The organism is Colwellia psychrerythraea, assembly GCF_000764185.1.
Lineage (GTDB): Bacteria > Pseudomonadota > Gammaproteobacteria > Enterobacterales > Alteromonadaceae > Colwellia > Colwellia psychrerythraea_B.
In genome coordinates, this window is sequence record NZ_JQEC01000021.1 from 214,217 (window position 1) to 229,710 (window position 15,494).

At 37.8% G+C, this 15,494-nt stretch carries 11 protein-coding genes; 3 read left to right on the plus strand and 8 right to left on the minus strand.

All coding sequences use genetic code 11. From position 1 onward, the window contains the following. Positions 1–5: 5 nt before the first annotated feature. From GAB14E_RS12560 to GAB14E_RS12525, 8 genes are all read right to left on the minus strand, one after another. The gene (locus GAB14E_RS12560; protein WP_033082157.1) at positions 6–1,757 is read right to left on the minus strand and encodes a putative bifunctional diguanylate cyclase/phosphodiesterase; all 1,752 of its coding nucleotides are present in this window, start codon (positions 1,755–1,757) and stop codon (positions 6–8) included. A gap of 16 nt (positions 1,758–1,773) precedes the next feature. Beyond that, positions 1,774–2,721 (minus strand): diguanylate cyclase domain-containing protein, encoded by a 948-nt coding sequence (locus tag GAB14E_RS12555; protein ID WP_033082158.1) that lies wholly within the window; start codon positions 2,719–2,721, stop codon positions 1,774–1,776. A 370-nt stretch (positions 2,722–3,091) separates the two neighbouring features. Continuing rightward, complete coding sequence (locus GAB14E_RS12550; protein WP_033082159.1) at positions 3,092–3,451, minus strand: SpoIIAA family protein; 360 nt, start codon at positions 3,449–3,451, stop codon at positions 3,092–3,094. 157 nt (positions 3,452–3,608) lie between these two features. Then, a complete protein-coding gene (locus tag GAB14E_RS12545) occupies positions 3,609–4,430 on the minus strand; it encodes a M90 family metallopeptidase (RefSeq protein WP_033082160.1) in 822 nt (273 codons plus the stop codon). A 210-nt stretch (positions 4,431–4,640) separates the two neighbouring features. Beyond that, positions 4,641–6,179 (minus strand): methyl-accepting chemotaxis protein, encoded by a 1,539-nt coding sequence (locus GAB14E_RS12540; RefSeq protein ID WP_033082161.1) that lies wholly within the window; start codon positions 6,177–6,179, stop codon positions 4,641–4,643. Between the two features lie 239 nt (positions 6,180–6,418). Beyond that, entirely contained in the window at positions 6,419–8,566 is a 2,148-nt protein-coding gene (locus GAB14E_RS12535) for a CapA family protein (RefSeq protein ID WP_033082162.1), read from the minus strand. A 232-nt stretch (positions 8,567–8,798) separates the two neighbouring features. Beyond that, positions 8,799–10,094 (minus strand): 4-aminobutyrate--2-oxoglutarate transaminase, encoded by a 1,296-nt coding sequence (gene gabT / locus GAB14E_RS12530; protein WP_033082163.1) that lies wholly within the window; start codon positions 10,092–10,094, stop codon positions 8,799–8,801. A gap of 111 nt (positions 10,095–10,205) precedes the next feature. Beyond that, positions 10,206–11,663 (minus strand): NAD-dependent succinate-semialdehyde dehydrogenase, encoded by a 1,458-nt coding sequence (locus GAB14E_RS12525; protein ID WP_033082164.1) that lies wholly within the window; start codon positions 11,661–11,663, stop codon positions 10,206–10,208. 128 nt (positions 11,664–11,791) lie between these two features. On the opposite strand from GAB14E_RS12525, the gene GAB14E_RS12520 reads away from it, so the two are divergent. The 3 genes from GAB14E_RS12520 to GAB14E_RS12510 all read left to right on the plus strand — a co-directional run bounded on the left by GAB14E_RS12520 (position 11,792) and on the right by GAB14E_RS12510 (position 15,485). After that, a complete protein-coding gene (locus GAB14E_RS12520) occupies positions 11,792–12,718 on the plus strand; it encodes a LysR family transcriptional regulator (protein ID WP_033082165.1) in 927 nt (308 codons plus the stop codon). Positions 12,719–12,842: 124 nt separating this feature from the next. Next, complete coding sequence (locus GAB14E_RS12515; protein ID WP_033082166.1) at positions 12,843–13,070, plus strand: hypothetical protein; 228 nt, start codon at positions 12,843–12,845, stop codon at positions 13,068–13,070. A 609-nt stretch (positions 13,071–13,679) separates the two neighbouring features. Next, positions 13,680–15,485, plus strand: coding sequence for an autotransporter assembly complex protein TamA (locus GAB14E_RS12510; RefSeq protein WP_033082167.1), 1,806 nt, complete (start codon positions 13,680–13,682; stop codon positions 15,483–15,485). Positions 15,486–15,494: the final 9 nt, after the last annotated feature.

Consider the following 15,494-nt stretch of genomic DNA (forward strand, 5'->3'; position numbering starts at 1 on the left):
TTTAGTTAAGAGTTGTCACTTAGCCAAAGCTTTAGTTCGTTGATAGGTAATGGTTTACTGAAATAATAACCTTGCGCGAAGTCGCAGTTTTCTTGTTTAAGAAATAGCCATTGTTCCGGCGTTTCAATGCCTTCGGCTATCACTTTTAGATTTAAACCGTGTGCCATAGCGATAATGGCATGAATTAACACCATATCTTCTTTATCTTCAGGTATTCCTTGAACAAAACTACGGTCGATTTTAACGGTATTGATGGGACAACGTTTCAAATAGCTTAATGCAGAATAACCCGTACCAAAATCATCAACCGAAAAACGAATACCTAATTCATGAATAGCCGAAAGTTGTTGGTTAACTTCCTCACAATCGTCAAGTAACAAGCTTTCAGTAATTTCAATTTCCAAGTTTTCGGGTAGTATTTTTTTAGCTTTAATGGCTTTTTGTACTGTTTTAAACCATGTTGAATTTTTAAACTGTAGCGTTGATGCATTGACCGCAACATTTAGGTTCAAAGGCAATTTTGATGTTATTTCTGTTATTGCCATAATCGACTGTTCAAATACCCAAGCGCCAATTTCATGAATGTGCCCGGTAGACTCTGCAATAGGAATGAAATAATCGGGAGGAATACTGCCTAAGGTTGGGTTATTCCAACGCAGTAAGGCCTCAACGCCTATAGGGCGTTCAGTAGCAGCATCAATGATTGGTTGATAATGCACTTCGAATTCATCGTTTTTAATGGCATGACGCAATTGTTTTTCTACTGCAAGCCGTTTGTGTGCTGCCGCATCCATTTCTTCAGAAAAGAAACTAAAAGTATTTTTGCCATTTTGTTTCGATTTGTACATGGCAATATCGGCAAAATCGACGAGTTTACTCGGATCACTAAGTTGGGCCGGATATACACAAACGCCGATACTGGCACTCAAAGAAATTTCTTCATGTTCAATGATGATCAATTTTCTTGCTGAAAGCAGAATTTGATTGATGCGACCAATTAGATGTTGTGAATCGTCAACATCGGTTAATAAAATAACAAATTCATCACCACCAAATCTCGCAACAGTATCTGTTTTTCTCACTAAGCGAGTAAAACGATCTGCCATTTCGATTAAAACACAGTCGCCAATTTTATGACCTAAACTATCGTTGATAGATTTAAAACCATCAATATCAACAAATAATAGAGCAAACTCTTTACCTTCTCGATCAGCTCTGGCGGTCGCCCGCTCTATTTCCAAGAACAATCTGCGTCGATTGGGTAAATTAGTTAATATGTCGTGATCGGCTAGAAATTTATTTTTATCCTCTAAGGTACTTCTTGTGATAATTTCTTGCTCAAGACCAAAACGAAGACGCCACAACTCCATGAATAGCGATATTTTTGCCGCTAAAATGTCTGGCTGTACTGGCTTAGTAATGTAATCAATGGCTCCTGAAGAATAACCTTTTAGAATATGTTGTTCATCGCGATGGACAGCTGTTATAAAAATAATTGGAATATGCTGGGTTTGCTCTTCCTCTCTTAATAGTTCTGCCGCTTCATAACCATCCATAACCGGCATTTGTACATCAAGTAAAATTAATGCCAAATTTTTAATTTCGATAGCCTTAAATAGTGCCTCTTCTCCTGACTCTGCTTCTATGAGTTCGGCATCAATGGATTTAAGTAATTGCCTTAGTGCAAAGCGATTAGCCGCGATGTCATCAACAATTAATATTTTAGGTCTAAAGGCATTACGTGATTTAGGCGTCATAAATAAGTGGCCATTTTTATTGCAAAGGATTAAAGATATGAAGTTGATTACCACCAGCTTGCTTCGCTTGATACATTGCATCGTCAGCATGGCGGGTCAATTCATCAATGCTTCTACCATGGGTAGGAAAAATTGCCATACCAACACTTGCACCAATTTTTATCGAGTGCCCCTGATAGCTAATTGTTTGTCCTATTTTCTTTAGTATGACTTGGTCAATTTTCCTTTGCACAATATCGGTATTTTCTATTTCACTCATTAAAACAATGAATTCGTCACCACCAACCCGCGCAAAAGTATCATATTGGCGAATCAATGATTTTATTCTACCAGCAGCTTCCCTTAGGGTGAAATCCCCCGCTTCATGACCGAATAGATCGTTTACTTGCTTGAACTTGTCCAAATCAATCATTAACAAGATCACCTTTTTATTAAAGCGAGTTGCTCTATTTATTTGCTCGTCAAAGGCGTTAATTAAACCGCGCCTGTTTGGTAAACCAGTTAACTCATCATGATGAGCTAAATAAGAAATATGCTGTTCAACTTCAATGCGTTTTTCTATTTCTTGCTGTAACCCTGCTCTTAATAACCAAAGATCGAGAAAAACCCTCACTTTTGACTGTAAAATTTCAGGAACAATCGGTTTAGTCAGATAATCAACCGCACCATAGCTATAACCTTTTAATATTTGATCTTCTTCTCTACTTATCGCCGTGACAAAAATTATCGGGATATTTTTTGTTTGCTCTTCACCTTTGAGTAATCGGGCCACTTGATAGCCGTCTATTTCAGGCATTTGTACATCTAACAAAATCAATGCCAAGCGAGTAGCTGATATCGCGCATGATAATGCTTTATGTCCGGAATCAGCCGTGATTAAATCGGCTTCAAAACCTTTTAATAGATGTTTGAGAGCCAACAAATTACTATTAATATCATCGACTATTAATATCTCCGGTCGCATATTTTTTATATAAGTTTCTCTAAATATTGTCTATTTAGTATGAGTATAGACTAGAGGTTTTTAGTTTATTTATTTTATGTTGAAAAAAACAAAATTGTTTATTACAAGTTGGTAATAGTAATAAATGGGCTTGCATATTAGCGCCTTGTCTTTTCAGCCTAAAGCAACAAACAATTGTCCTTTAATATAGAGCGTTCGATTTGTGACTTATACTATTTGACTTTTTACAGTCATGATCTGATGCAGATAGGCGAAGGCACTTTGTGCCCCAGAGTGAGATATAAATACGAAAGTTATGTCAGCTTTATGATCGAAAAATTGTCATTAATATTGCTAAGGCTTTATGTAATGCAAGTTAGAAAATAAAACTTTAAATCAACCAAGCAAGTGCTTCATCACGATCGGTAAATACTTCAATATTTAAGTCGGTTGAACTTGGGATACTCGCCGAAAATTCAGCACTCATCTTAGCCAACTTATTAGGTGCAAATATGGCGATTTTATCAATAGCGGTTAAAGTACCAAACTGTATTAGTGCATCAAGTTGTGTTGAATACGCATTGGTTTTGTTAATGAGTAGTGAAAATGAATCACTGAAAATAGATGATAAATAGTGGTGTATTTCGTCAACCATATTGAGGTCAATATCAGCACCATTGTAAACGGTAATCTCGGCAAGATCTTTGCGCAACACAGAGATTTTTGCAAAGGATATTTGGTGTATTTCCATATATTATTTTATCCCTGTTAGCTAGACTTGTTGGCCTCCTACAAGTCTATGTATCGCTATATATTATTAGTTAAGTAATATTTAGCTTAAGAATAATCCTCTATTTCACTTGCTTAAACAAGAGCTAAACAATAATAACTTCAAAAGCTTATACAGTTCACCAATGAATGGGATCCACTTTGTAGTAGTTTGTCATTTGTTTATAAAGTGCCGGGTGTTCTATTGAAAATTGCTGTGCCTTTTCAAAAAAAACTTCACTAACAACCGCAAAAAACTCTGCAGGCTCAGTTGCGCCATAATAGTCAAATATTGATGGCATGCCTGCACTTGCTTGCTTTCTTAATAATTTAAATTGCTCGGAAAACACATGTGACCAGCATTGATAACTCTGGCCTTTACCTAAGATAGGTGCGCCATTTGCTTTGCCATTCTCTTGATCAAGTTGATGGGCAAACTCATGAATAACCACATTATGACCGTCGTTAGGTAACTCTGCACCATGTAAACTGTCTTGCCAAGATAAGACTATTTTACCAAAATCCCAAGACTCTCCTGATAAAGCAATCCTTTTGGTGTACTGAGTACCATCTGGATTTAACTGGTTTTGCTGTTTAACAAAGGCGCTTGGGTATACCAAAATAGTTTTTAATTTTGGATAATAATCGGTTTTTCTGTTGAGTAATAATAAACAAGCTTGTGCTGCTATGGTGATTTTTATTTCATCGGTAATCTTAACGCCGTTACAGCCAATGAATTCTTTTTCAGCGATGAACACTTGAATATGTTGTTTAAGCTGCAACTGTAAATCGGCAGGCATCTGTCTGAAATAAGGCATACGTTGTTGGATTATTTTTCGCCACTCCTTCTTAAAAGGCAGGCTTCGTACTTTGTCGCGTTTATATTCACGCCAATATGGTTTGGCCATTAAAGAGCCAATAATAGTGATGGCAATAAACAAGGGTATCAAAATAGGTAACATAAACATCCTTACAAGGTGAGTTACTTATTACCTTGGTACGATACGGGATAATTTCAAGCCGTGAGGATTTTTTAGATTATATAAAAATTAGCTAAAGTCGGGGCTATAGATACACAGAGCCGTTGATAATACCCTTGCTAATTTACTTGTATTGTTAAATTAGCAAGGGTTAAGTGATGATTCTAGATTTTACAGTTTAAGGATTGGTAATTATTTAAATGTGGTACTTAAACCATCAATTAGCTCGGCACTTTTGCTTACTTCAATGCCACAGTGATTTACCTGTTCGGCTAAATCAGCATTATTTTTCGAGATACCGTCTATAGTGACAATACTCTGATTCATCTGATTAGCAACAACACTTTGTTCTTCGGTTGCTGTTGCTATTTGGGCTGTCATATCACTAACCTGGTTAACATTGCTAATAATATTATCCATAGCTTGATTTAATTTTATTGTGTCTTGTGAACATTCTTCCGCATTAGCTTTACTTGCCAACATCACCTTACTCCATTGTTGCAAGGTTGTTTGTAACGCTTGTACAGAAGTTTCAATTTGCACGGTAGCGCCCTGCGTTCTGCTTGCTAAAGTCCTAACTTCATCGGCTACCACAGCAAAGCCACGCCCTTGCTCCCCAGCCCTAGCTGCTTCTATCGCCGCATTTAAAGCCAGTAGATTAGTCTGATCGGCAATACCTTGTATTTCAGACATGATTGTTGATATTTTATCCACATCTTTAACTAAATCAATAGCACTTTCTGCGGCAACGCCGACTTCATTTGCTAACGTAATGATTTTAGTTTGAGTTACTTTAGTGATATTGATATTTTGCTTACATTCATCTTGGATGTTTACCATTTTGTCATGAGTGTGTGTGGTATTGGCACTCACCTCATCTATAGTAGCGCTCATTTGCGTAATTGCGGTGGCAAACTGTTCAAGGTGAGAGTTTTCCTCATGAATGCCTTCGATCATATTATTAGCGGCTTGTTCAAGATCAGTTGCTACTTTGAGTAAACTTCGGCCTGAATCTTTACTACGACCTAAGATAGTGCTTATTCTTGCTTTGTATAACTCCGCTGGGTAATTGACTATGCTGGTCAGCCCTTTGCCTGAAAATATAAGTCGTGATGGACTATCAAGTTCCGATTTAGTCCGTGACGCTGATTTTGGAAAAACCAAAAGTTCCTCAGAAAAAATAAGAAAAATTAATCCAATAGTGGTCAATAGAATAGCTGTAGATACTAGCGGCGTTAAATACAGTGAAGTTGCTAGACACGCAAGCATAATAATAATTGCCGCCATGATACGTTTAAGCATAGTATTAGCATTAAAGTCATGGGCTAATTTACCACTGTTTATTCGGTCATATAATTGTTGAGCTTTTTGCTTTTGACGATCTGAAGGCTTAGTTCTTACTGACTGGTAACCAATTACACTATTGTTTTCATATAATGGTGTTACATAAGCATCAACCCAATAGAAACAACCGTTTTTACTGCAATTTTTTACCATACCTCGCCAAGAATCACCTCGTTTTAGTTTTTGCCATAAATCAGCAAACGCTTCCTTAGGCATGCTGGCATGACGAACAATATTATGAGGTTGGCCAACTAATTCAGTAAGGGAGTAACCTGAAACGCTACAAAACTCATCATTAGCATAAGTTATCCTGCCATTTAGATCGGTAATTGAGACCAATTGTTCAGAGTCTGACAAGGTTATTTCATTTGCTGGTGAGTTATTCATTAAAATATATCCAAAGGAGTGAACTGATAAGATAACTTGAAATTTAGTGTAAAAATATAAACAATCAAATCAAGGTAGTTGAGAAACTGGAATTAAGCACCTTTATTTGATATAGATCAATGAATTAAAAGCATAAAATGTAATTTTATGTAAACCCTCTCGATATACCCAACATTAATCGTATGAAATACAGACAAAAAAAAGCCCCGCTGCATGCAGGGCTTTTACTCTTTCCGGAATTACTTGGTGATAACAACACCTTTAGAATTGCTATTATCCGTTTTCATTACTTCAGAGAAACCTAAATAAGCCGGTTGACGACTATCCAGAGTAAAGAATGGTGGTTTTGAGCTATTGGTAAAAGCGCTATGCCATTCAATAACAGCAAAGTCATCGATAGCTAGCTGGGTAGTACTACCATTGAGCAATTCAACCTCAACCATAATGCGATAGCTTTTATAACCAATTCGTGGTGAATTAAAGTCTACTTCAACGCTTTGCCATTTATCTTTGCCTGTTAACTCTACCGTTTTTATTAAGTGTTTAGGGCTATTTTTAAAAGCATCAAATAATTTTTGTCTACTTTTTCTACCTTGCCAATAATAGCTTAATTTGACTGCATTTTTTATTTTATAATTGGCTTTAATCGTCATCGGTCTGCTGGCTGAATAAACACGCCAAAAGCTCTTTACCCCAAAAGTAGTGGCTTGTTGCTTGTTAAGCGCTAAAGCAATACTACGATTACCACTAGCACCATCATTATTTAAAGTCATCAAACTTCTATCAAAAAATAAACCGCGCTCTGGGCTATCAAAAGTTGGGTAACTTTCAAAGTCACTACCATTGATTAAGTTTTTCCCTAAGCGATATTTTACCTGTTCGTTATCCAGCAAAACCTCACTTAATTGTTGATGCCAAGGTAAGTGATACAAGCTCGCTATTTTACTACCTTGGGCAAAAGTTAACTTATACTGCTCTCCTGCCTTTTGAACGTACTTGTTCTTAGTTACCTCAGTGTTTATTGACTTAACAGTGACTGACGCAGTTATTGGCGTGATAACACCATGACCACCTGATTGGCGAATATGGGTATTACGTACCTTAGAAAGCTCAGTTAATCGCTTCATTACCGTATAACGATTAACACCAGTAGCAGGTGTTGGTTTATAACCTTTAACATATAGAGGCACTATTTCGGCGCGATGAAATTTCCCTTCATCTAACCAAACATACAAAATAAAGCTATGTTGGGTGGCACTAAAGTTTTGGTCAAAGATAAAGTTGCCCATAGAATAAGCAATTAATTTATTATCATATAACTCTAAACCTTGGGTAACATGCGGATGATGAGCAATGGCAAGCGCCGCGCCTTTGTCTAGTGCCGATTTTAACCTTTGCTCAGTAACACCGGTTGGGCTATTTGCATATTCTTGACTACCATGATATTGCACTATAGTCACTCTATCTTCAGCCACTTCTTGGCCAACGGAGTTCAAAATATTTTTCATTGAACCGTAAGCGGCACCGCCATGTTGATGGGTAGCGGTTTGAGTTGGCTCAGACCGCCCTTCCCAACCAACATAACCTAACATAGAGAATTTGGTGTTCTTGATTATTTCGCGGTGCGCTTTTAATGCCTGTTTTTCATTCATACCAGCACCAGAAAAACCTAATTGGCTTTGCTGTAGAAATGCAACAGTCGATTCCATGCCCGGCTCTAGGTAATCATAGGTATGGTTATTACCCAAACTTACGTAATCAATACCTGCCCATGATAAAGCGTCAAGAATTTCAGGGCGAGAATAAAAAGTAACTGACTTAGGAGCACGGTCACCTGGCTTTTTATCGGCAATTTGTGTCTCTAAATTTACAGCGGCGTAATCAGCAATACTCATATAAGGCTTGATGTGCTCAACGATTTTTTTACTGTCTTCAAGCCTTGTTTCAGGGTGAATCAAAATAGAATCACCAAAGTAAGGCTTGTAATAACGTCGGTCCATCATCACGTCACCGCCAAAAGCAAGCATCACGCGTTTTTCTTTTTTAGCCACTAAGGTCATATCAGCAATAACACCGTGACGCTTTTTAGTTTGCAGTGAGAATAGTTCATAATGACTGAACGTTTGGATATTGCTAAAATAGTCTTTTTTTACAAAACTAAGTTGGTAAATATCGTCTTTAACAGCTGATTTTATAAGGGGCATAACAAAATGTCCCTGCTCATTACTCCTCACCGTTTTCCCGTTTAGGGTGATTTTTACATTACTGAGAGGGTTATGTGATTCATCAAACAAACGGCCGGTAATGTTAACGGTTTGATCTGCATTAACAGTAGAATGAAAACCAAAAGCGGCTAAGATAATTATTAGTGTTATAAATTGTCGCATAGTTATTCCAAGTTTTTTGCTAAAAAAGGGAGGGTTAATTAAGTAAGGTGCTATCTAGCATTGCCGAGTATAAACAATCAAAACAGGTCAAATACAAAAACATACATTCCTATCTTTAGATGACGTATAACCTAAGGGTATGGCCTTGCTAAAGAATTAGCTTGAGTAACTAAGCTAGTTACTCAATTTTGTGCTATTCAATTAATACTCAATATTATATATTTTTATTGGGCTATTGCTCGGCAAGTGTGGCAACAACATCAGTAAATAAACGACTGAAGACATCAAGACCTTCATTAGCCATATCATCGCTAATCGTTAATGCGGGTAAAAATCGAATAACATTACCGTAAAAACCACAAGCTAACAGCACCAAACCATACTTAGCGGCATTAGCAATAATAGCTTGAGTTAACTCAGTATTGGCCTGCTCAACATCGCCGCCGTGAATAAGTTCTATCGCTATCATAGCGCCCTTATTTCTAACATCTAAAATCAAATCAGGGAATTGGTTTTGTAATTGTGATAACCGCTCATTAAATAGTGCGCCAATTTGATTGGAGCGGCTAATTAAATTTTCCTCTTCAATTATATCAAGTACCGCTAGCGCTGCAGCACAAGCAACAGGTGATCCGCCATACGTACCGCCTAAACCACCTGGTAAAGGTGCATCCATAATATCAGTTTTACCGACAACAGCAGCTATAGGGAAACCGCCAGCAATGCCTTTAGCCATAGTGATTAAATCAGGTTCAACATTGGCGTATTCAAAGTTAAACATTTTACCGGTACGGGCAAACCCCGTTTGAATTTCATCGGCAATTAAGACAATACCGTGTTCATCACAAAGCTGACGTAATGCTTGTAAAAATTCACTTGGCGCTTGATAAAAACCACCCTCACCTTGAATAGGCTCAACAATAATTGCCGCAACATCACTTGGCGCAATATCCACTTTAAAAAGATTTTCGATCGCTTTAAGTGATTGCTCAACGGTAATGCCATGACAAGCAATAGGGAATGGTGCGTGGAAAATATCACCTGGAAAAGGGCCAAATAAGTTTTTATAAGGGGTGATTTTACCGGTTAATGCCATGGTTAAATTGGTACGGCCATGAAAACCACCATTAAAAGCAATAACACCACGACGTCCAGTATGAGCGCGCGCTATTTTCACACAGTTTTCTACGGCTTCGGCGCCAGTTGAAACAAAAATTGCTTTTTTATCTGAATTACCAGGGGCAATAGCCACTAATTTTTCAGCAAGTTCAACTGCCACTTCATAAGGGTTTACCATGACACAAGTATGACTAAATTTATCAAGTTGAGCTTTTACCGCGGCAATAACTTTCGGATGACTGTGGCCGGTATTACATACGGCGATTCCGGTACCAAAATCGATATAACGTTTACCTTCAACATCCCAAATCTCTGAGTTTTCTGCACGCTCTACATACACTGAGTACATATTGCCTTGCCCGCGAGCAATTACTTGGGTTTTTCTTTGTTGTAATTCTAAATTTGTCATTTTATTTACCTACTTCTATTTTTCTATCGATCAACTGACCAGTGTCATTAACATATTCACTTAATGGCGCTGTTTGTAATTTGTTACTTTGATTTGTTCTTTTGGGGGAAGCTATTTATCCAAACCGCCCATACACAAATATTTGATTTCTAAATAATCATCTAAACCGTATTTTGAACCTTCACGGCCATTACCTGATTGCTTAACACCGCCAAAAGGCGCTGCTGCATTAGAAATAATGCCTTCGTTGATGCCAACCATCCCAAATTCTAACCCCTCAGCTACACGCCAAATTCGGCCAATATCTCGAGAATAAAAATATGCAGCTAAACCATATTCAGTATCATTTGCCATACCAAGCACCTCAGCTTCATTGTCAAAAGCAATAATCGGTGATACCGGACCAAATATTTCATTGGCAGCGATTGGCATATCATTGGTTACATTGCCTAAAATGGTTGCTTGATAAAAATTATCACCAGCGGGATCTTTTTTACCACCAGTGATTAATGTTGCACCCGCGGCAATTGACTTGCTCACTAAGTTATCTACATCACTAACCGCTTGAGCGGATATCATCGGCCCAATTGTTACGCCGTTGTTTAGACCATCACCTAAGCTTAATTCGCTGACCGCTTTAGCAAATTTCTCGGTAAATTGTGCAAGTACATCTTGCTGCACAAAAATACGGTTGGTGCAGACACAAGTTTGTCCTGCATTGCGGTATTTAGAGGCCATAGCTCCCTGCACTGCAGAATCGATATCAGCATCATCAAAAACGATGAAAGGTGCATTACCGCCCAATTCCATCGATACTTTTTTAACTGACGTGGCACATTGACTCAATAAGGTTTTGCCTACAGGCGTTGAACCAGTGAAAGTAAATTTTGCGATGTCTGGGTGCGATGTTAATACTGCCCCCATGCCGCGAGCATCTTCACCAACCACCACATTAAACACGCCAGCTGGAATACCCGCTCTTTCGGCAAGTTCAGCCATGGCAAGCGCAGAAAGTGGCGTTTGTTTTGCTGGACGAACAACAAAAGTACAACCTGCTGCTAATGCCGCTGCCGCTTTACGGGCAATCATGGCATTAGGAAAATTCCACGGGGTAATTGAGGCGACAACACCGACAGGTTGCTTAATCACCATAATACGTTTGTCGTTTGATGGCCCTGGAATGGTATCACCGTAAACACGCTTACCTTCCTCAGCAAACCATTCAATAAATGAAGCACCATAAGCAACTTCCCCCTTAGCTTCAGAGAGAGGTTTTCCTTGCTCTAGGGTTAAAATGCGGCCTAAATCTTCTTGGTTTGCCATCATTAAATCAAACCAGTTACGCAATAAACTCGCTCTTTGACCCGCTGATTTTGCCGACCACATTGCTAATGCATCTTTAGCCGCTTTAACTGCCAGTTTGGTTTCAACAACGCCTGCATTGCTGACCTTGATAATTTCTGCGCCATTGGCTGGATTAGTTACTGAAAACTCAGTGGCACTGCTATGCCAGCTGCCATTGATATAAGAAAAATTTTTCAATAACTGTTTATCTTTTAAGCCGTACATTACGAACTCCTCAATAATGGTATCTAGTTTGGGTATATACCCCTATTGAAACTCATAACAAAGTCAGGTTAAATATAAAACATTAAACCTATTGTTTGGACTAAACCAAACTTATATAAAAGTTGCTTATGAAAAAAACGTCAATTATTCCCAAACCAGTAACTGAATATGACTTACGGTTATTACGAATTTTTACTTCTGTTGTTGAATACGGTGGCTTTGCTGCCGCCGAACTGGCACTGGGTATTACTCGCTCAACCATCAGTGTGCATATGTCTAACTTAGAAACACGGATGAAGTTAACTTTATGTCGACGCGGGCGAGGTGGATTTTCGTTAACCGAAGACGGCCAAGCGGTTTATCGTGCAGTAATTGAGTTATTTGACTCACTTAACGACTTCTCTTTGTTGGTAGGTACTTTGGGAAAAGAGCTAAGTGGTGAATTAGTTATTTTATGCGCCGATCAATTAGACTCATTCAAACAACAAAAATTGGCGCAAGTTATTCAACAGTTACACGATGACTCTCCCAACTTACATATTGTTTTAGATGGTGACTCTATTTCCACTATTGAAAAGCAATTATTAAAAGATAAAGCCCACATTGGTTTATTTCCAAGCTATCAGCAGATAGAGGGATTAAATTATAGTGCCCTGTCAAATGAGCCTATTTTTTTATGCTGCGCCAAAGGCCACCCTTTCTTTACTCAAGTTGATAGTACTATCTCAGAACAAGATTTAGCCCAGGTTGCCGCCATACACCCAGGTATCGATATAGACAGTGAGGGTAAAGAACAATTAATGAAACTTAACTTATCAGCTAAGTCTTATCAATTTGATACCCGTAAAACTATGATCTTATCTGGCCGTTACTTAGGGTATATGCCACAAAGTTATATTCAAGAAGAATTAAACCAAGGACTGATGCGTATTATCAAACCCAGTAGTCATACTTATCAGTTTAATTTGTCATTAGTGACAAAAAAAACACCAAGGGAAGTTAACAAGGTGAATTTACTCATTGATATATTCAAAAAGGTATTTCAAGTTACTTAGTGCATTCAACTAGCCATAACCTTTATTTATGGATGGGCTAAATTTAAGTCTTATCATTATTAAACATAAAATTACATTATGGTGATCCAAGGTAATTAATAACGGTTTCGACAAGGTAATAAAAATGGCTAATACAGATGATATACAAGCGCACATGAAAAGTAACAGCAATAGTGTTGTAGAACACTTATCGACAGATGCAGCGACTAATATAGTGGCTAACTCAGTGGCAAGCCTAACAAAGAATAACGAATCAATAGAAGCTCATAACGCTCAAGTAGAGGCCCCTTTAATGCGGTATTTCGATTTAGTTGAAGAAGCAAATTATAGCTACGTACTAGGTTATAATTAATAGGGGATAACTAAGCCTTACTCTGCCTTTAATTAGAAATAAGGTCTCGTTATAGCCATAATACCTTGAGGTAATTTGTATGGTGAGTAATGTACTCACTTGTTCACTTTTATAAATAACCTGAACTCTGGATAAGCAGCACTTGCTCAATATTCCCCTATAACCAATTTTCAGCGTTAAAACATGGATAGAATATATCTCTACTTAAGCTTGTAAATTTTGTTAGCGGTAGTCGGCTAAGGTTGACTACCTTGAAGTAACAGCACAACTTGAATTATCGGTGTGCACCACAAACATTATCCTCAAAAGTGCCACCTATACCTACTGATAAGTCATTCTAATTTATTAATTATATAACCTATTAACCGATTCAAACTCCTCCCCTTTATTCTCTACTGAAATGTTAGCTGTTCATTACTTAGCTTACTGCCGCCTTGATATTGATAAATCAACTTAATAACGTTTACAATTGTCTATCTTGTATATCTGTAATCGCTTTTTTAATTGTATTTATGCGATAATAACTAAATAATACAATTGATTAATGGTTTTTGTAATAAATGCCATTGTTAGACTTATGATATCCACTTATTTTTGGTTTCCCGTTTAATGTTATCTTTTAGAATATTTGCAAACGGCTTGATTCTTTTTGTTTTAAGTCACTCGGTTAAGGCAAGTAATTTAGTGGTCTCCCTCAAAGGGCAGTTGCCTGAAATTGTTCATAATAATGTACGTGCTCATTTAGGTAGCTTGCCCAAAAGTGACTTAGCGCGTTCTGCTTTTATTTATACCGCCAAAGATAACACCCAGCAAGCACTGCAAGCTCTTGGCTATTATCAAGCCGAAATTATTGCTACCGTCAGCTCAGGCGAAAAAACAGCTGAAGAGCCATGGCAACTTATTCTTAATATAAGCTTAAACTCGCCAACTTTAATCGATAAAGTATCTATCACCCTTGATGGGCAGGCGAATCAAGATACCGTATTCCGAGCATTACTCAATAATATTCAGATTAAACACGGTCAGCATCTTCATCATGGTAAATATGAAGATTTAAAATCTGACTTGCTTTCATTAGCACTACAGCGAGGTTATTTTAATGGTGAGTTAACTGAAAGTAAAATAACCATCAAACAACAATATAAGTACGCTGATATTAGCTTGCACTATCAAAGTGGACCACGATTTCAATTTGGCGACGTTAACTTTAGTGATTTTGATCTCGAACCTGAGTTATTATCAAGTTTAATTCCCTTTCAAAAAGAGGAATATTACAGTACCAGTACTTTTCATGAACTACAGCACCAGCTGCAATCAACTCAGTATTTTGGCAGCATTATCGCCGTGCCTGGTGCCAAGATTGAAGATAACGTTAATGATAAATACACCATTCCAATTCATGTTTCACTAACCCCTGCTAAAAGTCATCAATTCGATTTTGGTGTTGGTTATGCTACCGATACCGAATATCGTCTTTCCGCCGCTTGGCGTACTCCTTTGATTAATAAATATGGGCACTTTCAAGAAACTAAATTTGAATATTCAAAAATAAATCCAACGGGTAAGTTTATTTATAGTGTTCCATTAAGCCACCCCAGAAATGATCTACTGCAATTTCAAATGAGCGTTGAGTATGAAGACTATGCCGATCAAAAAACTCAATTTTTCTCAACTCAAATTGGTCGACTGATCAGCGACAATTTATGGCAAAGGCAAATTTATACCCGTTATCATAAAGAAAAATGGAAATATGAGCTTGACGTGAATGAACCGAATATAGAGTGGTCCGAAGACGCTGCAAGCTATCTTATTCCGGGCATCACTTGGTCAAGAACAATTCGTTTAGGGTCACCATTAGATCCAAGTGAAGGTTTTCGTCAAACCTATAATATTGAAGGCGCTCACTTAAAAGTAGGTTCAGACAATAGTTTTTTTAGAATTCATGGCCGCTGGAACTATATTACCACCTTAAAAGCTAATCACCGCCTAGTTACCCGCGCCGAATATGGTGCTATTTATGTAGATAGGGATGCAGAATTAGCGCCCTCTTTACGTTTTTATGCTGGTGGCGATCAAAGTATTAGGGGCTTTGCTTATCAATCTATTGGTTCAACAATTCCTTCATCATCGGACCCTGAACAAGGAGATCCTATAGTAGTTGGCAGTACTCGCCTGATAGTGGCAAGCATAGAGTATCAATATTACTTAAACAACAAATGGCGTGTTGCCCTATTTTCTGATGGTGGTAGTGCTGCTGATAAAGGTGAATTTGAACTGGTCTATTCTTTTGGCACCGGTTTACACTATATTTCGCCAGTAGGCGCGATAAAGCTTGATGTTGCCTATGGCATTAATGATTATGATAATAAAGATAATGGTTGGCGACTTCATATCAACTTAGGCGCTGAGCTATGATCTGGCGCA